The sequence below is a fragment of the Bradyrhizobium barranii subsp. apii genome, assembly GCF_011516635.5.
In the GTDB taxonomy this organism is placed as follows: Bacteria; Pseudomonadota; Alphaproteobacteria; order Rhizobiales; family Xanthobacteraceae; genus Bradyrhizobium; species Bradyrhizobium barranii.
On sequence record NZ_CP096255.1, the window covers coordinates 1,824,788 to 1,849,493 of the forward strand.

The following is a 24,706-nucleotide window of genomic DNA, read 5'->3' on the forward strand; positions in this document are numbered from 1 at the left end:
ATCTTTTTCCCAAGAATGCCGGTGTGTTACGGCCTCGGCACCTCTAATCGGAATCTGGCAGCTCCGCCCTGTCCGAGCGGTATCTCCAGCTCGGGCAGGATCGTCTTGAGCTCGCCATGCAGCGTGTACGGCGGATTGACGATCAACAATCCGGCGGAGGTGAGGGTGGCGCCATCAAGCTGCGGCGCGACACTGAATTCGAGACGCAGACATTTTCCTGGTGGTTTTGCTGCGGCTGCGAGCCGCGCCACTGATTGCACCAGCGTGTCGGTGGCGCGCCGGCTCTTGGCCGGATACCAGATTACATAGATACCGGTCGGCCATTTCACGAAAGCCGCCGAGAAGGCGTCGCCGAGCTTTTCGAACTCGTCTTTCGCCTCGAACGGCGGGTCGATCAGCACGAGCCCGCGCCGTTCCTTCGGTGGCACAAAGGCCGGCAGCGCGACCCAGCCGTCGAGATCGACCACGCGTGCCTGTTCGTCGCGGCGCAGCACACCGATCAGCGCCTTGCGCGCCTTCGGCTCGAGCTCGCAGGCAACGAGGCGGTCCTGCGGCCGCAGCAGGCCGCGCGTGATCAGCGGCGAACCCGGATAGGCCTTGAGCTCGCCCTTCGGATTGTAGGCGCGAACGATGTCGAGATAGGGCTTGGCCAGCGCCACGGCGTCGTTCGACAGGCGCGCCTGCATCAGCCGCGCGATGCCGGTCAGCCATTCGCCACTGCGGCGCGCCTCGTCGCTTTCGAGATCGTAGAGGCCGGCGCCGGCATGGGTGTCGATGACACGGAATGCCCCCGGCTTGTCCTGAAGGTAGGTAATGATGCGCGCGAGCACGATGTGCTTGATGACATCGGCGAAGTTTCCGGCGTGGAAGGCGTGACGGTAGTTCATGAGACAGGACTACGCTACGTCACGGCTTGCGCAAAGCGGCATGCGCGCCTGTGCCGGCATGGGCCCGGATTCTGCAGCGCACCGCCGAACCGGCGCTGCGTCCGGGGCGCAAACACTTGGACTAGCCACCTCTGATCGGCGGCATCGTCACCCGGTCGCGGCGGCAGGCGCGGCGCTCGATCTCCTCGCAGGCCCGGAATTGCAGGTCCTTGTTGAGGCAGATGCGGACCTCGGAGAGCCGGGTCCGATTGCAGGTGACCGAGATGGCCGCGTTGCTCAGGCCCGCATTGGCCTTGATGAAGGCTTCCTCCACCTCGCCCGGCGCCACGGTCTTGGCCTGCGACAGTTCGAGATATTCCGCCGGGATCTTGATCGCGGCGCGCGCCTTTCGGATCGTCTCGAAATAATTGCGGCTGTCGAGCCCGGAGCAGGTGCCGTGCTTGTCCCACTCGTTGAAGATCAGCCCCGGCGCCGGCATCAAATCGAGCATCGAAGAGACGATATTGCGGTTCAGGCGTGGCGACGGCCGCTGGCAATATTCAGGGAAGCCATTCTCATATTGCGGCCACAGCCCGTGCACCACGAACGCGTAGGGCCGCCCGCTGCACTGCATCTGCGAGCGACCACCGCCGCCGCGGTTGCGCTCGGACGCCTCCTCGCAGAACGAGGGCGACCATGACAGCGACAGCACATAGAAGTCGAATTCGCCGGGCGCGTTCTGCCGTTTGTCCTGGGCCTTCGCGCCGCCCGGCAGCGCGACCAGCCCGGCGGCCAGAACCAGGGGGAGGGTCAGTGAGATCACGAGACGGGTGAACGAACGCAATCTAAAATGAAACATGGCGACGCCCCTCAACTAGACTGTGCAATCAGCCTAGCAGGCAACAAGAACATTTCAAGAACAAAATTCGAGCCGGCCCGTCAGGCGCCTGATCAGTCCGATTCAGGCCTTTCGATCGAGGCTCAGGGCCTGGCGGCGCGGCAGGACGGATTGTAGGCCCAGTTGCGGTCGAGCCCGACCACGCACCATTCCACACCATTGCCGTAGCCGGAGAAGCCGCCATCCTCGATGATCGAGAAATGCACCTTGCGCACCTTTCCGTCATTGAGCATGGCGTCGCCGGTGCAATAGCGGCGCGGAATGTTGTCAGACTGCCAGGGCCGGAACGCGATCTCGTGAACGGCGGCGAAGCCGGTGATCTTCAACGAGGAATTCCAGAACGAGCTTTCCTTCTCCCAGAACTGGGTGGCGATGGTCGGCAGCGCCCTCTCGCAATCGACGACGGCGCCGTCATAGCGCGGCCCGTTCAGCCAGAAGTTCAGCTCCAGCGGATTGGCGGCCCTGGCCTCACCGAGCGATAGCGCTCCGAACATGAGGCCAAGCAAGGTGGCAAAGCGGAGCGATTTCAGGGGGAGGGCGCGCATGGGCAATCCGGACAGCTGGGTCTTGCGAAGGATGGACGGTGCCGCGAAGGCCGGGGCAGGTCAAGTGCAGCGCGGCAACACTTGGCCAAGAGTTGACCCTAACCTCGCAGCCGGCGGGGCATCAGTTCTTTTCATGGACATCCCGGCACCGTAAACTGGCGCCAACCAACTGGAGTGACGGGAATGCGAATCATTGCGGCTGCGGGCCTTCTTGCCCTGGGGATGATGGCCAGCCAGTCGGCACGCGCCGATATGCTTCCGGTGCCTCCGTTCAAGGGCAACGACACCGGCGGCATCATCGCTTATTCGATGGCGACCCAGGCGGATGCGCGGCAGGTCGCGGTCGATCACTGCGCGCGCTACGGCAAGGTCGTGAAATTCCTCGCGGTGCAGGCCTTTGAGGGCGGCTACATCTCGTTCTCCTGCCGTTGGGTGCCCTATGGCGCTGCCCAACAGCCGATCCGCACGCTGTACTGAGGCGCTTTCGGAACGTCGGGAGCTTCCTACATGACGCGCAAGCTCGCTTTGCTCGGCTCGGCCCTTTGTCTTGTGGTGTCGGCAGGCAGCGCCAGCGCCGACGATCTGCCGGTGCGCAAGGCCGGTCTCTGGGAAATGAAGATGGTCAGGACCGGCACGCCCATGCCCGAGATGACCATGCAGCACTGCACCGACGAGACCGTCGGCAAGGAGATGAACAACAACGTCTCCCCGATGGCCAAGCAGATCTGCGCCAAGCAGGACATCAAGAAGACCGCGACCGGCTATGTCAGCGATTCCGAGTGCAACGTCGCCGGCATCAGCACGACCTCGCATGCCGAGATCACCGGCGATTTCAACTCGGCCTATACGGTGAAGACCTCGTCGCATGCGCAAGGCGGCGCCGCCGGCGCAGCAGGCCGCGACACCACGATGCAGCTCGAAGCCAAGTGGCTGGGGGCCTGCAAGCCCGACCAGAAGCCCGGCGACATCGTGATGCCCGGCGGCTTCAAGATGAACGTGCGCGACATGGACAAGTTGAAGGCGCTGCTGCCGAAGTAGGTTTGTCTTCCCCTCTCCCCTTGTGGGAGAGGGTGGCTCGCCGCGTAGCGGCGAGACGGGTGAGGGGTATCTCTCCGCGCGTGACTCTCTTACTTCTGAATTCGCGGAAACAACCCCTCATCCGGCGCTTTGCGCCACCTTCTCCCACAAGGGGAGAAGGAAGAGCAAAGCTACACCGGAATCCGAACGCTCGCCCTTAATCCCCCCATCGGGCTGTCGCCGAGGGTGATGTCGCCGCCATGCGAGCGCGCGATGTCGCGGGCGATGGCTAGCCCCAGGCCGGTGCCGCCTTCGTCCTGGTTGCGGGCGTTGTCCAGCCGCAGGAACGGCTTGAACACCTCTTCGCGCAAGTGCGCGGGAATGCCGGGGCCGTCGTCCTCCACCGTGACGGTCAAATAACGGTGATCGCGCTGGCCGTTGATGGCGATGCTCTTGCCGTAGCGCGCCGCGTTGGTGACGAGGTTGGCGAGGCAGCGCTTGAACGAGGCCGGCTTCACGGTGACCACGGGCAGGCCGTGGAACGCGACGGTCGCGGTGTGGCCGTGGCGCTCGGCGTCGCTGCGCAGCTCCTCGAGCGCCTGCGCCATGTCGGTCGGCTGCGACTGCTCGCCGGAATCGCCGCGGGCAAACGCAAGGTAGTCCTCCAGCATCATCGACATCTCGTCGACGTCCTTGCGCATGCCCTCGAGCTCTGGGTTGTCGCCAATCAGCGCCAGCTCGAGCTTGAAGCGGGTCAGGATGGTGCGCAGATCGTGGCTGACGCCGGCGAGCATCGCGGTACGCTGCTCCATCGTGCGCTCGATGCGTGACTTCATTTCGAGGAAGGCGACCGCCGCGCGCCGTACCTCGCGCGCGCCGCGCGGCCTGAAGTTCGGCGCCTCGCGGCCCTTGCCGAAACTTTCGGCGGCGTCTGCCAGCCGCAGGATCGGCTTGATCTGGTTGCGCAGGAACAGCACGGCGACGATCAGGAGGATCGAGGACGTGCCGACCATCCAGAACAGGAAGATCTCCGAGTTCGAGGCATAGGCGGCGCTGCGCTGCGCGAACACGCGCATCACGGCATCGTCGAGCTGGATCCGGATCTCCACGAGGTTGGAGCGGCCGACGGTGTCGATCCAGAACGAGCGTCCGATCTGGCGACCGAGCTGCACCGACAGCGTCTGGTCGAGCAGCGAGAAGAACGGTTTTGGGCCCGGCGGCGGCATGTCGCCGGCGGGGAGGAAGTCGACGACGAGGCCGAGGCGCTGCTGGGCGATGCGGCGGATCTCGTTGCGGTCCTTGTCCTGCGGATAGCCCTTGTAGACGTCGATCAGCGCGGCGATGTCCTGCACGACAGCAGCCGACAGGCGGCGCGTCACCGTGTTCCAGTGCCGCTCCATGAACACGAAGGCGACGACCGATTGCAGGATCACCATCGGCACGATCATGATGAGGAGCGCGCGCGCATAGAGGCCGGTCGGCATCCAGCCCTTGAACGCGTTGCCCATCCAGCCATTGGCGGCGGAGACGCGGCCGGCGGCGCTCTTCAACAGCGTCAGGCCGGTATCGATCGTGCTCATCGGTCGCGCTTCACTGCTTTATGGCGAGGCCACCAGGCGGTAGCCGATGCCGCGCACCGCCTGGAGGAACAGCGGATTGGCGGGGTCGGTCTCGATCTTGCGCCTGAGGCGGTTGATCTGCACGTCGACGGCGCGCTCGTTGACGCTGCCATTGCCGGTGAGCGCGCTGCGCGGCACGGTCTCGCCCGGTGTTTCCGAGAGAATCCGCAACATCTCGCGTTCGCGGTCGGTGAGGTGAATGACCTCCTCGCCCTGGCGCAGTTCGCCGCGATCGAGATGGTAGACGTAAGGGCCGAACGCGATCTTCTCCACCGCGGCGGTTTGCGGCGGCGGTGCGGCGCGCTTGAGGATGTTGTTGATGCGCAGCGCAAGCTCGCGCGGCTCGAACGGTTTTGCCACGTAATCGTCGGCGCCGATCTGCAGGCCTTCGATGCGGGCTTCGGCCTCGTGCCGCGCCGTCAGCATCACGATCGGCACCGAGGAGGAAGTCCGGATGAAGCGGGCGAGATCGAAGCCGGTCTCGCCGGGCATCATGACGTCAAGGATCAGGAGATCGAAATGCAGGCCCATGAGCTTCGAGCGTGCATCGCCGGCGCTTGTGGCGGTGGTGACGCGATAGCCTTCGCTGGCGAGGAAGCGCGACAACAGATCGCGGATGCGGCGGTCATCGTCGACCAGCAGCAGATGCGGCGCATCGTCGGCCGGTTCTACCGGCGGGCGGGCGAGCGTGGCAGCGAACGGCACGTTCACTCCTTTCCGTCCTGATTGACGTTGGCGAAGATCGTCTCCAGCACCTTGTCCGGATCGTCGCGGTCGATCATCGCGCGCAGGAAACGCTTGACGGTATCGGCATCCTGCGGCGCCAGCTCGGCGAGCGCCTTGGTGATCCGCGTGGTCTGGAGTCCGGCGAGCTTCTGCACCAGCGCCTCGCCCTTCGGCGTCGCGTAGAGCAGGCGCTGGCGGCGGTCATTGTCGCCGGTCTTCTGCACGATATAGCCCTCGTCCAGGAGCTGCTTGAGCACGCGGCCGAGCGACTGTTTTGTGATGCGCAGGACATCGAGCAGATCGGCGACCTTGAGGCCGGGATAGCGATAGACGAAATGCATGACCCGGTGGTGGGCCCGGCCGAAGCCGAAAGCCTCCAGCTCCTGGTCGGGATCGCCGACGAAATCACGATAGGCGAAGAACAGCAGTTCGATGATATCCCAGCGCAAATTGCCTCCATCGCCTGCGGCCGGCCGCGGCTCGGCTGCGTCTTGAGAGGGAGTTGCGAAATTTATGTCAGGCATATTGACGTATCTTGGGTTCAATGTTACAAAACGATTAGCCCGCACGAAATTTTAGATCGCTTCGCGTCGGGTGGCAGTTCTAGGAGCGGCCGGAGAGAGCCGGACAGGCGGCGACGGCCGAAGCAGATCTACCGTGCGATTGTCGAGCGGCATTTCGGCAAAACATACTGGACTTCCGCCTTCCGCAAAAGCATGTCCTCGGCGACATGCTGGCCACGGAAACCGGCCGTAACAAGGCTGGCGGCGGTCCAGCCACAACCTAATCAAGCCAGCCGGGCTCAAACAGGGCAGGCGGGCGCCAGAACAGCGCCGCTACCGGCAGCGGGAGGCAAGGACATGAGTATGAAATTCGACATCCAGCCCGCATCCAATCCGACATCCGAGAAGGACCGCGTCGCCAAGCTGGTGGATCCCGGCTTCGGGCGGGTCTTCACCGATCACATGGCGATCGTCCGCTACAACCAGGCCAAGGGCGGCTGGTACGAAGCGCGCATCGAGGCGCGCGCCAACTTCCAGCTCGATCCGGCCGGCGCGGTCCTGCACTACGCGCAGGAAATCTTCGAAGGCCTCAAGGCCTACAAGCGTGACGACGGCGGTGTGAACCTGTTCCGCCCCGACGCCAATGCGCGCCGCTTCAAGGATTCCGCCGACCGCATGGCGATGGCGCAGCTGCCCGAGGACGTCTTCATCGAGGCGGTCGAGCAGGTCGTGCGCATCGATCGCGCCTGGATGCCGGGCGGCGAGGGCAGCCTCTATCTGCGCCCCTTCATGATCGCGAGCGAGACCTTCCTCGGCGTCAAGCCGTCGTCCGAATACATCTTCGCGGTGATCGCTTCGCCGGTTGGCTCCTATTTCAAGGGCGGACCTGCGCCGGTCTCGATCTGGGTCTCGGAGAACTACACCCGCGCCGCGATCGGCGGCACCGGCGCCGTCAAGTGCGGCGGCAATTACGCGGCGAGCCTGCGTGCGCAGGCCGAAGCGATCCAGCACGGTTGCGATCAGGTCGTCTTCCTCGACGCGGTCGAGCGCCGCTACATCGAGGAGCTCGGCGGCATGAACGTCTTCTTCGTGTTCGAGGACGGCTCGCTCTCGACGCCGCCGCTCGGCACGATCCTGCCCGGCATCACCCGCGACTCCATCATCGCGCTCGCGAAGGATGCCGGCAAGACGGTGCGCGAGGAGCCGTACTCGCTCGACCAGTGGCGCAAGGATGCGGCGAGCGGCAAGCTGAAGGAAGCGTTCGCCTGCGGCACCGCTGCCGTGATCTCGCCGATCGGCAAGGTGCGCTCGGTGAGCGGCGATTTCGACATCAGCGGCGGCGCCGCCGGCCCCGTCGCCACGGGCCTGCGCAAGCAGCTCATCGACATCCAGTACGGCCGCACCAACGATCCGCACAACTGGATCCGCAAGGTGTTTTGATCGACGGCGATTACGTTTCCCCTCTCGCACAAGGGAGAGGGGAAACGCGCAACGTTTGTGGCTTGTTGCGCTATGAACGTGCTGCTGCCGACACGCGACAAAGCCAGGAGACATCGAAGCATCCTGGACATCGCGAACATGGCAACAAAACTCTCCCAGCCCATGAAATGGGTCGTTCTCGCCGCAATCACCGGCGTCAGCGTTCTCGGCATCCTGACGATCGGCCCCACGCACGAGGTCGCGGCGCAAGACCGCTCGCCGATCGTCGACGTGCGCACCACCGATCCCGAGATGAACACCGCGATCGCGCGCGCCCGCGGTACGCTTCCCACCTTCTGGGCGTCCTATGACGCGCCAAAGCCGTCAGAGACCGGGCACGCCTTGAAGGTGCGCTTTTCGACCCGCAGGGGCGGGGAGCATATCTGGATCGGCGACGTGAAGAAGCTGCCGAACGCCACCTATTCGGGCCTCTTCGCCAACGAGCCGCGCGATCTGCCGGGCAAGCGGGCCGGCGACGCGGTCAAGTTCAGCGAAGCGGACATTTCAGACTGGATGTTCATGCGTAACGGCAAGATCGTCGGCGGCGAAACCATCAAGCCGACGCTGAAGTCGCTGCCAAAGGCGGATGCGGATGCCCTGCGGGCCCGGATGGAGCAGCCGTAGATTCTCTTCCCCTCTCCCCGCAAGCGGGGCGAGGTAAAGCGAACTTCGGTTGCCGCACCGCGCGTCGGCTGGTAAACGCCGCGCATGGCCGAGAAACCCAAAAAACCCCAGAAACTGAAGGCGCGCCTGCCGCGCGGGCTCGAGGATCGCGATCCCGCCGCGATCCGGGCGACGCGCGAGATGGTCGAGAAGATCCGCGCCGTCTACGAGCTCTACGGGTTCGAGCCCGTGGAAACGCCGGCGATGGAATACACCGATGCGCTCGGCAAGTTCCTGCCCGACCAGGACCGTCCGAACGAGGGCGTGTTCTCGTTCCAGGACGACGACGAGCAGTGGATCAGCTTGCGCTACGATTTGACCGCGCCGCTCGCGCGTTACGTCGGCGAGCGCTACGGGACCGACGGTCTGGTCCTGCCCTACCGCAGCTACCGCGTCGGCTACGTGTTCCGCAACGAGAAGCCCGGCCCCGGCCGCTTCCGCCAGTTCATGCAGTTCGACGCCGACACGGTCGGCTCGGCGACGCCGGCGGCGGATGCCGAGATCTGCATGATGGCCGCGGACACGATGGAGGCGCTCGGCATCGCGCGCGGCTCTTATGTTGTGAAGGTCAACAACCGAAAAGTGCTCGACGGTGTTCTGGAAGCCATCGGGCTCGGCGGTGACGAGAACGCCGCGCGCAGGCTGACTGTGCTGCGCGCGATCGACAAGCTCGACAAGTTTTCCGCCGACGAAGTGCGCAAGCTGCTCGGTCCCGGACGGTGGGATGGCGGCGAAGAAGGCAAGGGCGACTTCACGAAAGGCGCCAACCTGAGCCCGGCGGAGGCTGATGTTGTTCTCGCCATCACCAAGCCGCGCGACGATTGGAAAGACGCGATCGCCGCGGCGGAAACCTACCTCGCCAAGAGCGAGATTGGTCAGGCTGGCGTCAGCGAGCTGGAAGAGATTGCCAAGCTGGTGACAGCGTCGGGTTATGGCGCAGACCGTATCAAGATCGATCCCTCCGTCGTGCGCGGCCTCGAATATTACACCGGCCCCGTCTACGAGGTCGAACTGCTGCTCGAGACCAAGGACGAGAAGGGCCGGCCGGTGCGCTTCGGCTCGGTCGGTGGCGGCGGCCGCTACGACGGCCTCGTCTCGCGCTTCCGCGGCGAGCCGGTGCCGGCGACCGGGTTTTCGATCGGCGTGTCCAGGCTTCAGGCCGCGCTGACGCTGCTCGGCAAGCTCGACACGCGGCCCGAATTCGGCCCCGTCGTCGTCACCGTGTTCGATCGCGACCGCGTTGCGGACTATCAGAAGATGGTGGCGTCCTTGCGCGCTGCCGGCATCCGTGCCGAGCTCTATCTCGGCAATCCCAAGAACATGGGCAACCAGCTCAAATATGCCGACCGCCGCAACTCACCTTGCGTGATCATCCAGGGCTCGGATGAAAAGGCGCGCGGCGAGCTGCAGATCAAGGATCTGATCGAAGGCGCCAAGGCCGCCGCCGCGATCGCCTCCAACCAGGAGTGGCGCGAGAGCCGCCCGGCGCAGTTCTCGTGCAGCGAAGCCGACCTCGTCGCCAAGGTGCGCGAAGTCCTGGGCCGCCATGACGTAAAGTGGGGATAGCCATTCCGGAAGGCCGTCACGCCCGGGCTTGTCCCGGGCATCCACGTCTTGTTTGATGGCGACCGTCAATGGCCGGTGTTCGGCCGCAAGGGAGAGAACGATGCCTGAGATTACCGTCAGCATGGCCGAAGGCCGCACCGACGAGCAGAAGGCCGGCATGATGCGCGACATCACCCAGGCCCTGGTGAAGAATCTCGGCGTCGATGCCGATGCCGTCGTGATCCAGATCAACGAAGCCCCGCTCCGTCACAAGATGAAGGGCGGCAAGACCTTTGTGGAGCGCGCGGCGGCTGCGAAGAAATAGCCAGCGCTATATCGGCAGTCTCCACTGTCGTCCCCGCCTACTGCGCAATTGCGCACGAAAGCGGGGACCCATAACCACAGGCAGTGGTTATTTGGCGAGCTGGTAACTCGGAGTCTTCGCCAAACTACTCCCTGTGGTTATGGGTCCCGGACCAGCGCTCCGCTTCGCTGCGCTTGTCCGGGACGACAGCGGAGTTTGAGGCCCCCATGGACGCACGCGACTTCATCAAGGTCGGCATGAGCGCCGAGCGCACGCTGGTGGTGCCGGCTGAGCGGACGGTCGGGCATTTCGTGCCCGGCATGCCCATGGTCTATGCGACGCCGATGATGATCCTGGAGATGGAGATGACGTCGGGCGATGCGATCCGCGCCGCGCTTCAGCCGGGCTGGGTCACCGTCGGCACCGAAGTCGACATCCGCCACCTCGCAGCCGCTCTCGTCGGTGCGACCGTGCGGACCACCGCGAAGGTGGTCGCGGTCGAGCGCCGCGTCATCCGCTTCGAGGTCGAAGCGTTCGAGGGCACGTGCAGGCTCGGCGAGGGCCGCCATGCGCGCGGGCTCGTGAATGTCGAGACGTTCAACAAGCGGCTAGCCGCAGGCTCGAAACTGTAGGGTGGGTTAGCCGAAGGCGTAACCCACCACTTCTGCCGCCGCGGAAATAGAAGAGGTGGGTTACGCCAAGCGGTCTGCGCTTCGCGCAGTCCGCAGGGCTAACCCACCCTACGACACCTGCTTACTTCGCCAGCTCCTTCGACCGCTTCGTCGCGGCCGCGATTGCGCGGATCATCAGATCGCGCAGGCCCGGCTCGCCCATCAGCACGCCGAGGGCCGCGGCGGTGGTGCCGCCGGGCGAGGTGACGTTCTGGCGTAGCGTGCTGGACGGAAGCTCCGACTGGTGCAGAAGTTCACCAGAGCCGGCGACGGTTTCGCGTGCAAGCTTCGTCGCCAGCGCCTCGGGCAGTCCGGCCTCGACGCCGGCGCGCGCGAGCTCTTCGGCGAGCAGGAACACATAGGCCGGGCCTGAGCCGGACACCGCGGTGACCGCATCCATCAGGCCTTCATCCTCGACCCATTCGACCGAGCCGGTGGCGCGCAGCAGCGCATCGGCTACCGCGCGCTGCGTGGTGCTGACGTTCTTCGCCGCGACGGCGACCGTGATGCCGCGACCGATCGCGGCCGGCGTGTTCGGCATCGCGCGCACCACGGCGCCACCGCAGACCTCTTCGAGCGATGCGATCGTGGTTCCCGCCATGATCGAGACCACCGAGGTCTTGTCCGAGACGAATTGCTTCAGTTTGGCGCCGGCCTCGCGGAACATCTGCGGCTTCACCGCGACGACCAGAGTCTCGACCGTGCCGACGGCCCTGACATCGGGATTGAGCGCAACGCCGTTGGCGGCAAGCGCGGTGATCTCAGGTGAGATGTGCGGATCGATCACCGCGACGCGGCGCGGATCGAGCCCGCCCGAAAGCCATCCGGTCAGCATCGCGCCGCCCATCTTGCCGGCGCCGGCGAGGAGGATGGTGCCGGTGATGTTCTTGAGAGTGCTGCTGTCTGCCACTGTGGTCACCACAAACAAAGGTGTCGTCCCGGCGAAGGCCGGGACCCATAACCACAGGCGGTTCTAGTGGATGGAGTGCGGAGCAACAAGCATCGCGCGATACGGAGAAATCACGCGGTATGGGTCCGGATCTGCGCTCCGCCTGTCCGGCACGATGCTGAGGAGGGCGCGCGCGCCCCTCACCATCTTGGAGAGAGGCCTTACGCCTCTCCCACCGTGTCGAACATCGCCGCGTCCATCGCCTGCGCGGTGGTCTTGCCGGCCCACACCACGAACTGGAACGCCGGAAAGTAGCGCTCGCAAGCGTGGATGGCGCCGGCGAGCATGGCTTCGCATTGCGCGGTCGAGGCGGTGAGCCCGCCCGGCAGCACCAGGGCCTGACGGTGCATGATCATGCCGGTGTTGGTCCACAGGTCGAAATGGCCGACCCACAATTGCTCGTTGACCGCAGCGACCAGCCGTTGCACTTCGCCCCGCCGTGCAACCGGAATCTTCATGTCGAAGGCGCAAGCCAGATGCAGCGCCTCGATCTCACCCATCCAGGTGAAGGAGATCTGATAGTCGGTCCATTGTCCCTTGGAGACAATCGTGAGCTCGTCTTCGCCGGAGCGTTCGAACGGCCAGTTGTTGCTGGCAGCGATGTCCTCGACCACCGCGAGCGGGTGATTTCTGGAATCGATAGTGCCTTCGAGCAGGGACATTCCGTCTCGACCTCTTGCCTTTTTGTTGTCTTTGATACGCACTCGGTCGGCCCGGCGCGCTCCCTCAACGTCGCTGTCGCGATCCCCTCGGATCAGCGCGAGCCTGTCGCGGATCAAGTGATGTGATTTGCGGAATCTGCGCAACTGGCTGCCGAGTCCGTCCACAAGCCAGGACTCGTTCGTCCACAGCTCATCTCCGCCACAATTCTTAACGAATGAGAACAAATCGGAATCGGATTCGCCGATGGCGCGCCAATCGTTAATTCCGCCGGGCGAGGCCACACCCGTCATGGCGGCATGGGACCATGCGGTTTTTCATGCGGAACGCGCTTGCTGCGGCCGCCGGGCGGCGTCATATTTCCGGTCAGGCCGTTCATCCCGGGCGGCCGATGTTCTCAGGGCGGGGTGAAAGTCCCCACCGGCGGTAAGGGTCGCAAGGCCCAAGCCCGCGAGCGCCTTCCCCCAAGGATCTTCCTGAAAAGGAATTTTGCCGAAGGGAAGGGTCAGCAGATTCGGTGCAACTCCGAAGCCGACGGTTAGAGTCCGGATGAAAGAGAACGGTCGGTGGCAGACGCATCGCAAGGTGCGGCTGCTTGTCGTTCCGTGTGCCCTGATTCTGGTCCTTTGAAGGAAAGCCATGAATCAGATGTTGCAAGACCCCCAAACCGAAACTTCCGAAGTCACCCAACCGCCGGTTCCGCAGGATCCGGCACCCGAGCATCCGCGCTTTGCGAAACCGCAGCGGGTGGCCTTCGTGCAGGCCTGCTGGCACCGCGACGTGGTCGAGGAGGCCCGCATCGCCTTCGTGAAGGAGGCAGCCGCGCGTCACCTCAATCATGTCGACGTGTTCGAGGTGCCGGGCTCGTTCGAGATCCCGCTGCATGCGCAGATCCTCGCCAAGACGCGGCGCTACACCGCGATCGTCGCGGCGGGCCTCGTCGTCGACGGCGGCATCTACCGACACGAGTTCGTCGCCGACACCGTGATCAAGGCGCTGATGGACGTGCAGCTGCGCACCGAGGTGCCGGTGTTCTCGGCGGTGCTGACGCCGCAGCAATTCCACGAGACCGAGGTGCACTACGATTTCTTCCGCAGGCATTTTGCGATCAAGGGCGTCGAGGTCGCCGCAGCCTGTGCCGAGACATTGCTCGGCCTGGAGCGCCTGCGCGGTCAGGTCGCGGCGGGCATTGTGTAGCCGTCCGCTCACACGCCGCTGATTGTCAATCCCGTCGCCGTCCCTATAAAGTCGGCGACGGGAGGAGGCCGTGCCGTGGAGACGGACGGCCGACAAGATCATGTTCGAAGGACACGATCCCTATCTCGTCGCGCTCTCTGTGGCGGTCGCGAGTCTGGGTGGCTATACCGGCTTTGCGCTTGCTGCTCGCATCCGCAACACGCCCGGCGTCAGCAACCGCGTTCTGCTCGCGGGTGCGGCCGCGTTTCTGGCCGTCGGCATCTGGACCATGCATTTCGTCGGCATGCTGGCCGCGCCGCTGCCGCCGGACACGGTCTATCTCGTTCTTCCCACCATCATCTCGTTCCTGATCTGCGCGCTGGTGGTCGGCATCTCCTTGTTCTTTGTCTCGATCGGCGAGCCATCCCTGAAGCGAGTGGCCTCGTCGGCCGTTTTGCTCGGCGTCGGCATCGCCAGCATGCATTATGTCGGCATCCACGGCCTCGCCGGTCATTTCAGTATCGTCCACGACCGGACCATGGTGCTGCTCTCGGTCGTGGTCGCAATCGTCACGGCCTATGGCGGCCTGCGCGCCTTCCTGGCGCAGCAGGAGGGCGTCCGGCTGATCGTCAGCTCGATTGTTTTTGGCGTCGCCGTCTCCGGCATGCATTACACGGCGATGCTGGGTATGCATTTCGAGCCGCTGACCGGTGCGGCGCATCACCACGCCGGCGGCGGTCTTGCCGCGTCGCAACAAATCTTGTCGATCATCGTTGCGGTGCTGTGCTTCGTCATCGCAGCCGGCTTCCTGCTGTCGCTGGTTCCCGACCAGCGGCGTCAGACTTCGACCTCTGTTGCCGCCGAACCGGTTGCTTCGCCGGTCGCGGTGGCCGCCATCGAACTGATCGCTGCGCCGGCTGCAGCTCCGCGCCCGGTGGCACCCCTCGGCGGTCTCGGCCAGCCGCCCCGCGCGCCGGTTCCCCGATTGCCGGTCGAGAGCGCCGACGGCACGCACTTCATCGAGACAGCCAATGTCCGCAGCGTCCGGGCCGATGCGCACTACACCCGTGTTCACGACGGCACCCGCGAGCGAATGTGCCCCTGGTCGATCTCGGAGGCCGAGGCGCAGCTCGATCCCTCGCTGTTCCTCCGGGTGCACCGCAGCCATATCGTTGCCATCCCCCATGTCGCATTGGTCCGCAAAGAGGGGGATGGCGCCGTGCTCGAGCTCGACGGTCCGTCGCCGCATCGGGTCCCGGTCAGCCGTGCCAAGATAGCCGAGGTGAAGGCAAGGTTGGGGCTAGCGAACCGGCGGCACGCGTAGAGTCGGGCCGCACGGGAGGCGCGTTCTTTCTTACCCTCCCCTGGAGTGGGAGGGTCGCTTCGCATGGAGCGGAGCGTAATGCGGAGCGGGGTGGGGTGACGGTCCCTCCGCGATGAATACTGCCCGAGTGGAGAGATCACCCCACCCCGCCCGCGCTTCGCGCGGTCGACCCTCCCCCTCCAGGGGAGGGTAAGTGGCCGCCGCCATACGTCGCTACCCCTGACGCAATTCGTGCGTTCCCCGCCGCAACTCGTGCGAAATCCGCTGTTCCGTGCCCGAATGATTGCGGCGCGCCCCTCTCGGAGTGAGCCTCCCCCCATGTCCGCGCCGTCACGCGCAAAGGACGACGAGGAGGAGATGATGATCCCAGGCTCATTCAGCTATCACCGGCCGGCGAGTGTCGCCGATGCCGTCAAGCTCTTGTCAGACCTTGGCGAGGATGCCCGGCCACTGGCCGGCGGGCACAGTCTGGTGCCGATGATGAAGCTTCGGCTCGCCACCCCCGCCCATCTGATCGACCTGCACGGCATCGCCGCGCTCAAGGGCATCAGCCGCGACGGCAACAATCTGGTCATCGGTGCGATGACCACCCAGCACGAGTTGCTGGCCTCGGACGACGTCGCCAAGTCGATGCCGATCCTGCATGAAGCGGCACTGCTGATCGCCGACCCGCAGGTGCGCTACCGCGGCACGATCGGCGGCAATGTCGCCAATGGCGATCCCGGCAATGACATGCCGGCGCTGATGATGACCTTGGGGGCAACCTATCGCCTCGAAGGCCCGGGTGGCTCCCGCGACGTCGCGGCGGCCGACTTCTATCAGGGCGCCTATTTCACCGCGCTCGAGCCCGGCGAGATCCTGACCTCCGTCTTGGTTCCCGTGCCCGCGGCCGGCCACGGCTACGCCTACGAAAAACTCAAGCGCAAGGTCGGAGACTACGCCACCGCCGCCGCCGCCGTGGTTCTCACCATGGCGAGCGGCAAGGTCGCGACCTGCGCGATCGGGCTCACCAACGTCCACGAGACGCCGCTGCTCGCCGCTGACGCCGCCAAGGCCGTGATCGGTACCAGCCTCGACGTCGCCACGCTGAAGAAAGCGGCCGCTGCCGCCGAAGCGATCATGGCGCCAGCCGCGGATGCGCGCGGTCCGGTCGAATACAGAAAACATGTCGGCGGCATCATGGTGACGCGGGCGCTGCAGCGCGCCGCTGCCGTCGCGAAATAAAGGGAGGGATCGATGGCCAAAACACACGTCACCATGAAGGTGAACGGCGCCGAGGTCGAAGGCCTCGTCGAGCCGCGCACGCTGCTGGTGCATTTCATCCGCGAGAATCTGCAGATGACCGGCACCCATATCGGCTGCGAGACGACGCATTGCGGCGCCTGCACCGTCGATATCGACGGCATGTCGGTGAAGTCCTGCACCATGTTTGCGGTGCAGGCTGATGGCAGTGACATCACCACGATCGAAGGCATGGCCAATGCCGACGGCACGCTCTCGGCGCTCCAGGAAGGTTTCCGAATGATGCACGGTCTGCAATGCGGCTTCTGCACGCCCGGCATGATTGTCCGCGCGCATCGGCTGCTGAAGGAAAATCCCTCGCCGAGCGAGCCGGAAATCCGCATGGGCATCTCCGGCAACATCTGCCGCTGCACCGGCTACCAGAACATCGTCAAAGCCATTCAATACGCCGCCGCAAAGATCAACGGCGTGGAATTCCAGGAGGCCGCAGAATGAACGACCTCACTCCCACGCGGGAACAACGCACCGCCGCACTCGAAGGCATGGGCTGCAAGCGCAAGCGCGTCGAGGATATCCGCTTCACCCAGGGCAAGGGCAATTACGTGGACGACGTCAAGCTGCCCGGCATGCTGCACGGCGACTTCGTCCGCTCGCCGCATCCGCATGCGCGCGTCAAGAAGATCGACGACAGCGCGGCGCTAAAGGTGCCCGGCGTGCTCGCGGTCATCACCGCTGAGACGCTGAAGACCGTGAACCTCGCCTGGATGCCGACCTTGGCCGGCGACGTGCAGATGGTTCTGGCCGACGGCAAGGTGCTGTTTCAGAATCAGGAGGTCGCCTTCGTTGTCGCCACCGACCGCTATGCGGCCGATGACGGCATCAACGCGGTCATCGTCGAATACGAGCCGCTGCCGCCGCTGGTCGATCCCTTCAAGGCGATGGACGCGAACGCGCCGGTGCTGCGCGAGGATCTCGTCGGCAAGATGTCCGGCGCGCATGGTCCGCGCAAGCACGACAACCACATCTTCGAGTGGACCGTCGGCGACAAGGAATTGACCGACGCGGCCTTCAACAAGGCCGAGGTCAAGATCAAGGAGATGATCTCCTATCACCGCACCCATCCGTCGCCGCTCGAAACCTGCCAGTGCGTCTGCTCTTTCGACAAGATCAAGGGCGAGCTGACGATCTACGGCACCTTCCAGGCCCCGCACGTGATCCGCACCGTGGTGGCGCTGATCGCAAAAATTCCGGAGCACAAGATCCACGTCATCGCGCCCGACATCGGCGGCGGTTTCGGCAACAAGGTCGGCGCCTATCCCGGTTATATCTGTGCGGCGGTGGCCTCCATCGTCACCGGCAAGCCGGTGAAATGGGTCGAGGACCGCATCGAGAACCTCACCGCGACCTCGTTCGCGCGCGACTATCACATGACCACCGAGATCGCCGCGACCAAGGACGGCAAGGTGACGGGCCTGCGTGTGCACGTGCTCGCCGATCACGGCGCGTTCGATGCCTGCGCCGACCCGTCGAAATGGCCGGCCGGCTTCTTCAACATCGTCACCGGCTCCTATGACTTCCCGACCGCACATCTGGCTGTCGACGGCGTCTACACCAACAAGGCGCCGGGCGGCGTCGCCTACCGTTGCTCGTTCCGCGTCACGGAGGCCGCCTACTGCATCGAGCGCGCCATGGATATTCTGGCGCAGAAGCTCAACATGGACCCTGCTGAACTCCGGCTGAGGAATTTCATCAAGCCGGAGCAGTTCCCCTATCACTCGGCGCTCGGCTGGGAATACGATTCCGGCGATTATCACACCGCCATGCGCAAGATGATGGAGACGACCGGCTACGCTGCGCTCCGGAAAGAGCAGGCGGAGAAGCGTGCCGCGTTCGCGCGGGGGGAGACCCGCGAGATCATGGGGCTCGGCATCTCCTTCTTCACCGAGATCGTCGGTGCTGGCCCGTCGAAGAACTGCGACATCCTCGGCATCGCGATGTTCGACTCCTGCGAGATCCGCATGCACCCGACCGGTGCCGGCATCGCGCGCATGGGTACCAAGAGCCAGGGCCAGGGTCACGAGACCACCTGGGCCCAGATCATCGCCACCGAGATCGGCATTCCCGCCGACAACATCATGGTGGAGGAGGGCAACACCGACACCGCGCCCTACGGGCTCGGCACCTATGGTTCGCGCTCGACGCCGGTTGCGGGTGCCGCGATCGCCATGGCTGCGCGAAAGATCAAGGCCAAGGCGCAGATGATCGCAGCCTACAAGCTCGAGGTCCATGAAGACGACCTCGAATTCGACATCGACGGCTTCCGGGTGAAGGGCCTGCCGGAGAAGTTCATGTCGATGAAGGACATCTGCTGGGCGGCCTACAATTCGGTGCCGCCAGGCATGGAGCCGGGGCTGGAGGCGGTGAGCTATTACGATCCGCCCAACATGACCTATCCATTCGGTGCCTATCTCTGCGTGATGGACATCGATGTCGATACCGGCGTGTACAAGGTCCGGCGCTTCTACGCGCTGGACGATTGCGGCACCCGCATCAACCCGATGATCATCGAGGGCCAGGTGCATGGTGGCCTCACCGAAGCTTTCGCCATCGCGATGGGCCAGGAGATCCGCTACGACGAGGTCGGCAACGTCGTCACCGGCTCGTTCATGGACTTCTTCATGCCGACCGCGGTGGAGACGCCGCATTGGGAGACCGACTTCACTGTCACCCCGTCGCCGCATCACCCGATCGGCGCCAAGGGCGTCGGCGAAAGCCCGAATGTCGGCGGCGTGCCGGCCTTCTCCAACGCCGTCAACGACGCGTTCTCGTTCCTGGGCAGCACGCACATCCAGATGCCGCATGATTTCTGGCGCAACTGGAAGGCGGCGAAGGATCTGGGCGCGGTGGCGTAGCGATGAAGGGCCGTGATGAGATCGCGCAAGCGCTGGCCGCATCGGGGTATATCGCCGATGCGGACCTTGCGACCGCGATCTCGCTGATGCAATTGCTGCGGCGTCCGCTGCTGCTCGAAGGCGAGGCGGGCGTCGGCAAGACGGAAGTGGCGAAGGCGCTCGCCAAAGTGCACGCGACCGAGCTGATCCGGCTGCAATGCTATGAAGGGCTCGATCAGTCCTCCGCACTCTACGAGTGGAACTACCAGCGCCAGCTGCTGGCGATCCAGGCGCATCGCGGCACCGACAGCATCGAGGATCAGGTCTTCTCGGAAAAGTACCTGCTGGAGCGTCCGCTGCTTGCCGCGATCCGCCGCGTACAGGCGCCGGTGCTGCTGATCGACGAAATCGACCGTGCCGACGACGAGTTCGAGGCCTTCCTGCTGGAGCTGCTGTCCGACTTCCAGGTCTCGATCCCCGAGCTCGGCACCATTCCCGCAATCACCATCCCGCATGTTGTGCTGACCTCGAACGGCACGCGCGAGCTCTCCGACGCGCTGCGCCGGCGCTGCCTCTATCATTATGTCGACTATCCCGACGTCGACCGCGAGACCCGCATCATCCTGGCGCGCGTCATGGGCGCCAGCCCGTCGCTGTCGCTCCAGATCGCGCGCATGGTCGAGGGTGTGCGCAAGGAGGAGCTGCGAAAAGTCCCGGGCGTGGCGGAGACGCTGGATTGGGCGGCAGCTCTCGTCGGCCTCGACGTAACCAATCTTCACGACGCACCCGAGATTGTGCATGAGACGCTCGTCTGCCTGTTGAAGACTCACGAAGACCGCGCCCGTGTCACGCCAGAGGTGACGCAGCGCCTGCTGGGGAAGGTCGCATGAGCTGCTGTGGCTCCAGCCCGGGATATGACGACCTCAATGAGGTCTCCCGGCTCGTGTCCGCGAGGCTTGCCGCCTTCCTGCGCACGCTGCGCGATGCCGACTTTCGCGTTGGGCTCGCCGAGGGACAGGATGCGGCGACGCTGATGACCGCGGGCTATGCGGCCCGGCCGAACCTGCTGCGCGCGGCGTTCAAGCACCTGTTCTCGGCACGCAAATCCGACTGGGATAAGTTCGACGGACTGTTCGACGCGTTCTGGTTGGGCAAGCGCGTGCGCTCGCGCTCCCGCACGATTGGATCAACACCGGGCGCCAGCAATCCCTCGCTGAAGAGCTTGCGGGATGCCGCGGCAGAGCAGGGCAGTAACCAGTCCGCCGTCGACCAGCTTCCGTCCTCCGACGACGCGCCGGAAGGCCGCTCCGGCGAGGGCCGCATGGAAGGTGCTTCACGCGCCGACAATTTTGCCGAGGTCGATTTCCGAAAGCTGAGCGATCCAGACCAGGTCGCGCAGGCCCATGAGGCCGCAGCAGCGCTCGCCAAGGCGATGCGCACGCGGCTCACCCGTCGCGACCTCGCGCGCCGGCGCGGCTACCGGCTTGATCTCCGCCGCACCATCCATCGGAACATCAGCCATGGCGGCGTGCCGATCAGCCTGGTGAAACGCCAGCGCAAGGACAAGCCGTTGCGGCTCGTCGTGCTGCTCGATGCCTCCGGCTCGATGAGCATGTATACCGCCGTGTTCCTGCGCTTCATCCACGGTGTGCTCGACCAGTTCCGCGAGGCCGAGGCGTTCCTGTTCCACACGCGCCTCGCCTACGTCTCCGACGCGATGAAGGAGAAGGACGCCGGCCGCGCGCTCGACCGGCTCTCGATCATGGCGCAAGGCGCGGGTGGCGGCACCAGGATCGGCGAGAGCCTGCAAACCTTCAATCGCTGGCACGCCGCGCGCGTGATCCATTCCCGCAGCTGCGTGATGATCGTGTCCGACGGCTACGAGACCGGCGATGCCGCATTGCTTGGCCGCGAGATGGCGGCGCTGCACCGGCGCTGTCGCCGCATTGTCTGGCTCAACCCGATGATGGCGTGGGAGGGCTACACGCCCGAAGCGCGGGGCATAAGAGCTGCGTTGCCGCATGTCGATCTCTATGCGCCCGCGAATTCGCTGCAAAGCCTGCGAGCGCTCGAACCCTATCTGGCGAAGCTTTGAGGAGGCTTCCGATGACCGCTCATGTCGAAGTGCTTGATGTAGTCGCTCAGATGAAGGCCGCCGAGCGTGCCTTCGTGCTCGCGACGGTGGTGCGCACGGTGTCGGTGACCGCGGCGAAGGCTGGCGCCAAGGCGATCATCGCCGCCGACGGCACCATCGTCGCGGGTTGGATCGGCGGGGGCTGCGCCAAGGGCGCGGTGCTGAAGGCGGCGCGCGAGGCGCTCGCCGATGGCGAGCCGCGGATGGTCTCGGTGCAGCCGGAGAACCTGCTGGCCGAGCTCGGCGTCAGCGCGGGCGAGAGCCGCGACGGCATTCGCTTCGCCAGCAACATGTGCCCGAGCAAGGGCACGATGGACATCTTCGTCGAGCCGGTGCTGCCGCATCCCTCGCTCGTCATTCTCGGTGCGAGCCCGGTGGCGCTGTCGCTTGCGGCGCAGGCGCGCGTGCTCGGCTATCACGTCACGCTCGCCGCGCCCGCTGCCGATCGCACGGCGCAGCCGGATGCCGATGCGGTCATCGATGGTTATCACCTCGGCGAGCTCAACGACGCGAAGCGATTCGTCGTCGTCTCGACGCAAGGCAAGGGTGATGAAGCCGCCTTGCGTGCCGCGGTCGCGACCAGAGCCGACTACCACGCCTTCGTCGGCAGCCGCCGCAAGATGGCTTCGTTGCGCGCCAAGCTTCTCGCGGAAGGCACTAATGCCGCCGCGATCGATGATTTCAAGGCGCCGGCCGGCCTCGATCTCGGCGCGATCACGCCGGAGGAGATCGCAATGTCGATCCTCGCGGAGATCACAAGGGAACGCCGGCGTGGCCAGCGCGCGGCCAATCAAACAGCAAGCAGAGAGTGAGACACCGATCATGCAGATGAACGACAGCCAGCGAATTCCCGCCTCACGCGAGCAGGTGTGGGCGGCGCTGAACGATCCCGCTGTGCTGAAGCAGTGCATCCCGGGCTGCCAGTCGCTCGAGGTGACCGCGCCGAACGAGATGACCGCGACGGTGGTCTTCAAGGTCGGCCCGGTGAAGGCGACGTTCAGCGGCAAGGTGACGCTGTCCGATTTCGATCCGCCCAACAGTTACCGTATCTCAGGAGAGGGCTCCGGCGGCGTCGCCGGCTTCGCCAAGGGTGGCGCGGTGGTGCGGCTGGAATCCGAGAGCGCCGACGTGACGGTGTTGCATTACGAAGTCGATGCGCAGATCGGTGGCAAGCTCGCGCAGTTGGGAGCACGGCTGATCAATTCGACCGCGACGAAGCTGGCGGGGGAGTTCTTCAAGTCATTTGCCGACGTGGTGAGCGCGAAGGCCGAGGCGCAATAGGTCTCGTAGGGTGGGCAAAGCGTAAGCGTGCCCACCATTCTCTATCGCAAACAAAGACGGTGGGCACGGCGCTTTGCGCCTTTGCCCACTCTACGATAGTCGCGCAAGCCGCCATCACCCCAGCGACACCCCCGCCTTGGCCCGGCTGATCCCCAGCGTCAGGATGCGCTGCAGGAGATCCGGATATTTGAGCCCGGCATGTTGGGCCGCCGTGGCGAACTCCTGGCTCTTGGCGATCTCGGGGTTGGGATTGGCTTCGATGAAATACGGCGTGCCGTCGGCGGCGAGACGAAAATCGATGCGTGCGTAGCCGTCGAGGCCGAGTGCCCGGTAGATGCGTTTCGCGGCGCGCTGGATGCGGGCGGTGACTTCCGGCGCGAGGTCCTTGGCCGGCCCGTCGACGATGCCGAGCTTCTCCTGATAGTCGGTGTCGTGCTTGGCTTTCTCCGTGGCGATGTGCCGTGATCTGCGCCCGCCCATGCTGCCGAATTTCAGTTCCCACACCGGCAGGACGCGCAGGCGGTTGTTCCCGAGCACGCCGACATAAAGCTCTCGCCCCTCGATGAACTGCTCGGCGATGGCGGCGGATTCGACCCGCTCGTGGATGAAGGCGACGCGCTCCACGAGCTTCTCGTCGGTATCGACGATCGAGGCCTGCGAGATGCCGAAGGACCCGTCCATGTTCAGGCTCTTGACGATCAGCGGCAGCGCAAGGCGCGTCGGGCGCTTCACCTTGCGGCGCATCGGGAAGACGGCGAAGGCCGGCGCCGCGATCCGGCGGTGATGCACCAGCGTCTTGGACAGATCCTTGCCGCGCGCCAGGATCAGGCCGCGCGGATTGCACCCGGTATAAGGGACCTTCATCAGCTCGAGATAGCTGGCGATGTGCTGGTCGTAGGCGACGTTGTTGTGGAATTCCTCCAGCAACGTGAAGACCACGTGGGGCTTGAATTCCTCGATCGCCTCGCGGATCGGCTTGATCTCGTCCTGCGCACCGAGGGCGCGAACCTCGTGGCCGGCCGCACGCAAGGTGCTCACCACGTCGTATTCCGTCTTCCAGTTGTTGATTTCCTGCGGCGTGTATCCGTCGGAGGAGTCCGGAGGCATGAAGTCTGGATGCATCAGCACCAGAATGCGTGAGCGTCTCATAGCGCGATCCATTTGCGCCGAGACGGGCCAAACAGCGCGTGCATCGTCTTGGCGGTCACGAGGACGGTGAAATCGAGAACGAGCTTCTGTTCGGGGCCGACGGCGCGCAGATCGAGCTCACGGCAGCGGGAGATCATATCATCGAGCACGGCATCGAGTGTGAGCTGGTTCTCGCCCGTCCACCGCGCGACCAGCTGCCTGATCTGCGCGCGGTGACGCCTGATCAGGGCCGAAGCCGGCTTTGAGCGGTGATGCCGTGGATCGGCTGAAAACAGCCGGGAGAGGTCGCGGTCGTAGGTCTTCGGCGCTGTGAAGGCGTAGAACGCCTGCTTCTTCTTGTAGTGGTCTTCGAGCGTCTGGCTGAGCCGGCCCAGCGTATCGACACGCTCCCGCGTCGTGATCAGCGGCCGCTTTCCCGCAATCTCGTGCATCAGCTCGTCGACATATTCGAGCTTCTTCAGCGCCGGCCATCCGGCATATCGCGTCCGCCAGTTCGAGCGTGGGCGCAGCCACACCGCGAAGGTCTCGGCGAAGTCTTCATCCGGATGGCTTTGCGCGTACCACAGCCGGAGATGCTGGACGTAGCGCCTGCTGGCAGGATTGGGCCGGTAGTAGCGCGGATAGTGTTTCGACGACGGGCCGAACAGCTGCTGCCAGCGCCGGTGGCGCTGCAGCTGATAGCCGTGCTGCACGGCATGGCCGGCCTCGTGACGGAGGATACCCATGCACTCGCGCCAGGTTCCGCCCTCGACGTCGAACATCATCTTCTTCTCGAGCTTCATCAGACGGGGATGGGCGAGATAGAAGGGGATGGCGATGCCCGGTACATCGCCCGGACTGAACCATTCGCTCGAGATCCATGTGTGCGGTCGCAGCCGGATGCCCCGCTCTTCGAGCTCCTCATGGAGCGTGCTGACGCAGTCCTCGAGCCAGGTGCCTTTGACCGTAACCCTCAGGCTGGAGAGGCGCTGCTTGAGCAACTCGTCATCCGACAGCTTCTCCCAGGCAAATTTCCGGCGCGGCATCAGGAATCCAGGGGGGCAGAGATGACTCGGTATCCGGAT

Annotated in this window: 26 protein-coding genes and 1 riboswitch; of the genes, 16 read left to right on the plus strand and 10 right to left on the minus strand. The window is 64.9% G+C overall.

Features of this window, described 5'->3' with window-relative positions:
• Positions 1-26: 26 nt before the first annotated feature.
• The 3 genes from HAP41_RS08635 to HAP41_RS08645 all read right to left on the minus strand — a co-directional run bounded on the left by HAP41_RS08635 (position 27) and on the right by HAP41_RS08645 (position 2,309).
• Positions 27-887: a 23S rRNA (adenine(2030)-N(6))-methyltransferase RlmJ gene (locus HAP41_RS08635; protein WP_166103577.1), complete on the minus strand. Its 861-nt coding sequence runs from the start codon at positions 885-887 to the stop codon at positions 27-29.
• A 121-nt stretch (positions 888-1,008) separates the two neighbouring features.
• Positions 1,009-1,725, minus strand: coding sequence for a ribonuclease T2 family protein (locus HAP41_RS08640; protein WP_166103574.1), 717 nt, complete (start codon positions 1,723-1,725; stop codon positions 1,009-1,011).
• A 122-nt stretch (positions 1,726-1,847) separates the two neighbouring features.
• Positions 1,848-2,309, minus strand: coding sequence for a hypothetical protein (locus tag HAP41_RS08645; protein ID WP_063985577.1), 462 nt, complete (start codon positions 2,307-2,309; stop codon positions 1,848-1,850).
• 183 nt (positions 2,310-2,492) lie between these two features.
• On the opposite strand from HAP41_RS08645, the gene HAP41_RS08650 reads away from it, so the two are divergent.
• Together HAP41_RS08650 and HAP41_RS08655 are read left to right on the plus strand one after the other, a co-directional pair.
• Positions 2,493-2,786: a hypothetical protein gene (locus HAP41_RS08650; RefSeq protein WP_166103571.1), complete on the plus strand. Its 294-nt coding sequence runs from the start codon at positions 2,493-2,495 to the stop codon at positions 2,784-2,786.
• A 30-nt stretch (positions 2,787-2,816) separates the two neighbouring features.
• Positions 2,817-3,347, plus strand: a complete 531-nt coding sequence (locus tag HAP41_RS08655) for a DUF3617 domain-containing protein (RefSeq protein WP_166103568.1) — start codon at positions 2,817-2,819, stop codon at positions 3,345-3,347.
• Positions 3,348-3,517: 170 nt separating this feature from the next.
• Here the strand turns inward: HAP41_RS08655 and HAP41_RS08660 are convergent, their stop codons facing one another.
• Genes HAP41_RS08660 through HAP41_RS08670 form a run of 3 tightly spaced genes read right to left on the minus strand, consistent with a single transcriptional unit; the run spans position 3,518 to position 6,195 of the window.
• Entirely contained in the window at positions 3,518-4,906 is a 1,389-nt protein-coding gene (locus tag HAP41_RS08660) for an ATP-binding protein (RefSeq protein ID WP_028151545.1), read from the minus strand.
• An 18-nt stretch (positions 4,907-4,924) separates the two neighbouring features.
• The gene (locus HAP41_RS08665) at positions 4,925-5,656 is read right to left on the minus strand and encodes a response regulator (RefSeq protein ID WP_176400451.1); all 732 of its coding nucleotides are present in this window, start codon (positions 5,654-5,656) and stop codon (positions 4,925-4,927) included.
• On the minus strand, positions 5,653-6,195 hold the full coding sequence (locus tag HAP41_RS08670; protein WP_063985573.1) for a MarR family winged helix-turn-helix transcriptional regulator: 543 nt from the start codon (positions 6,193-6,195) through the stop codon (positions 5,653-5,655). The genes HAP41_RS08665 and HAP41_RS08670 overlap by 4 nt, the downstream gene beginning before the upstream one ends.
• 336 nt (positions 6,196-6,531) lie before the next feature.
• Between HAP41_RS08670 and HAP41_RS08675 the strand changes: the two genes are divergently transcribed.
• The 5 genes from HAP41_RS08675 to HAP41_RS08695 all read left to right on the plus strand — a co-directional run bounded on the left by HAP41_RS08675 (position 6,532) and on the right by HAP41_RS08695 (position 10,797).
• Positions 6,532-7,614: a branched-chain amino acid aminotransferase gene (locus tag HAP41_RS08675; RefSeq protein ID WP_166103559.1), complete on the plus strand. Its 1,083-nt coding sequence runs from the start codon at positions 6,532-6,534 to the stop codon at positions 7,612-7,614.
• Between the two features lie 138 nt (positions 7,615-7,752).
• Positions 7,753-8,277, plus strand: a complete 525-nt coding sequence (locus HAP41_RS08680) for a YegJ family protein (RefSeq protein WP_166103556.1) — start codon at positions 7,753-7,755, stop codon at positions 8,275-8,277.
• An 84-nt stretch (positions 8,278-8,361) separates the two neighbouring features.
• Positions 8,362-9,882, plus strand: a complete 1,521-nt coding sequence (gene hisS / locus HAP41_RS08685) for a histidine--tRNA ligase (RefSeq protein ID WP_014491987.1) — start codon at positions 8,362-8,364, stop codon at positions 9,880-9,882.
• 100 nt (positions 9,883-9,982) lie between these two features.
• Positions 9,983-10,186, plus strand: a complete 204-nt coding sequence (locus HAP41_RS08690; RefSeq protein ID WP_008144861.1) for a tautomerase family protein — start codon at positions 9,983-9,985, stop codon at positions 10,184-10,186.
• A gap of 206 nt (positions 10,187-10,392) precedes the next feature.
• Complete coding sequence (locus tag HAP41_RS08695; RefSeq protein WP_166103552.1) at positions 10,393-10,797, plus strand: thioesterase family protein; 405 nt, start codon at positions 10,393-10,395, stop codon at positions 10,795-10,797.
• 121 nt (positions 10,798-10,918) lie between these two features.
• Here HAP41_RS08695 and proC read toward each other — a convergent pair whose 3' ends face one another.
• Positions 10,919-11,755, minus strand: coding sequence for a pyrroline-5-carboxylate reductase (gene proC / locus HAP41_RS08700; RefSeq protein ID WP_224580910.1), 837 nt, complete (start codon positions 11,753-11,755; stop codon positions 10,919-10,921).
• Positions 11,756-11,946: 191 nt separating this feature from the next.
• Positions 11,947-12,447, minus strand: coding sequence for a type III secretion system chaperone family protein (locus HAP41_RS08705; protein WP_028151553.1), 501 nt, complete (start codon positions 12,445-12,447; stop codon positions 11,947-11,949).
• 387 nt (positions 12,448-12,834) lie between these two features.
• Positions 12,835-13,010, plus strand: a riboswitch (FMN riboswitch).
• 74 nt (positions 13,011-13,084) lie between these two features.
• On the opposite strand from HAP41_RS08705, the gene HAP41_RS08710 reads away from it, so the two are divergent.
• From HAP41_RS08710 to HAP41_RS08750, 9 genes are all read left to right on the plus strand, one after another.
• Positions 13,085-13,642, plus strand: a complete 558-nt coding sequence (locus HAP41_RS08710) for a 6,7-dimethyl-8-ribityllumazine synthase (protein WP_071909551.1) — start codon at positions 13,085-13,087, stop codon at positions 13,640-13,642.
• Between the two features lie 100 nt (positions 13,643-13,742).
• Positions 13,743-14,945 carry an MHYT domain-containing protein gene (locus tag HAP41_RS08715; protein ID WP_071909552.1) on the plus strand — a complete coding sequence of 401 codons (1,203 nt, stop codon included), beginning with the start codon at positions 13,743-13,745 and terminating at the stop codon, positions 14,943-14,945.
• 360 nt (positions 14,946-15,305) lie between these two features.
• The gene (locus tag HAP41_RS08720; protein WP_166106125.1) at positions 15,306-16,169 is read left to right on the plus strand and encodes an FAD binding domain-containing protein; all 864 of its coding nucleotides are present in this window, start codon (positions 15,306-15,308) and stop codon (positions 16,167-16,169) included.
• Positions 16,170-16,181: 12 nt separating this feature from the next.
• Positions 16,182-16,682 (plus strand): (2Fe-2S)-binding protein, encoded by a 501-nt coding sequence (locus tag HAP41_RS08725; RefSeq protein WP_063985567.1) that lies wholly within the window; start codon positions 16,182-16,184, stop codon positions 16,680-16,682.
• Complete coding sequence (locus tag HAP41_RS08730; protein WP_166103545.1) at positions 16,679-19,099, plus strand: aerobic carbon-monoxide dehydrogenase large subunit; 2,421 nt, start codon at positions 16,679-16,681, stop codon at positions 19,097-19,099. The genes HAP41_RS08725 and HAP41_RS08730 overlap by 4 nt, the downstream gene beginning before the upstream one ends.
• A 2-nt stretch (positions 19,100-19,101) precedes the next feature.
• A complete protein-coding gene (locus HAP41_RS08735; protein ID WP_166103542.1) occupies positions 19,102-19,968 on the plus strand; it encodes an AAA family ATPase in 867 nt (288 codons plus the stop codon).
• Positions 19,965-21,173: a vWA domain-containing protein gene (locus HAP41_RS08740; RefSeq protein ID WP_166103539.1), complete on the plus strand. Its 1,209-nt coding sequence runs from the start codon at positions 19,965-19,967 to the stop codon at positions 21,171-21,173. The genes HAP41_RS08735 and HAP41_RS08740 overlap by 4 nt, the downstream gene beginning before the upstream one ends.
• 11 nt (positions 21,174-21,184) lie before the next feature.
• Positions 21,185-22,024: an XdhC family protein gene (locus tag HAP41_RS08745; RefSeq protein WP_166103535.1), complete on the plus strand. Its 840-nt coding sequence runs from the start codon at positions 21,185-21,187 to the stop codon at positions 22,022-22,024.
• Between the two features lie 10 nt (positions 22,025-22,034).
• Complete coding sequence (locus tag HAP41_RS08750; RefSeq protein WP_166106123.1) at positions 22,035-22,493, plus strand: SRPBCC family protein; 459 nt, start codon at positions 22,035-22,037, stop codon at positions 22,491-22,493.
• Between the two features lie 114 nt (positions 22,494-22,607).
• Here HAP41_RS08750 and HAP41_RS08755 read toward each other — a convergent pair whose 3' ends face one another.
• Both HAP41_RS08755 and HAP41_RS08760 read right to left on the minus strand, forming a co-directional pair.
• Positions 22,608-23,642, minus strand: a complete 1,035-nt coding sequence (locus tag HAP41_RS08755; protein WP_063985561.1) for a D-alanine--D-alanine ligase family protein — start codon at positions 23,640-23,642, stop codon at positions 22,608-22,610.
• Positions 23,639-24,667: a putative zinc-binding metallopeptidase gene (locus HAP41_RS08760; RefSeq protein ID WP_166103532.1), complete on the minus strand. Its 1,029-nt coding sequence runs from the start codon at positions 24,665-24,667 to the stop codon at positions 23,639-23,641. Before HAP41_RS08760 ends, HAP41_RS08755 begins: the two co-directional genes overlap by 4 nt.
• Positions 24,668-24,706: the final 39 nt, after the last annotated feature.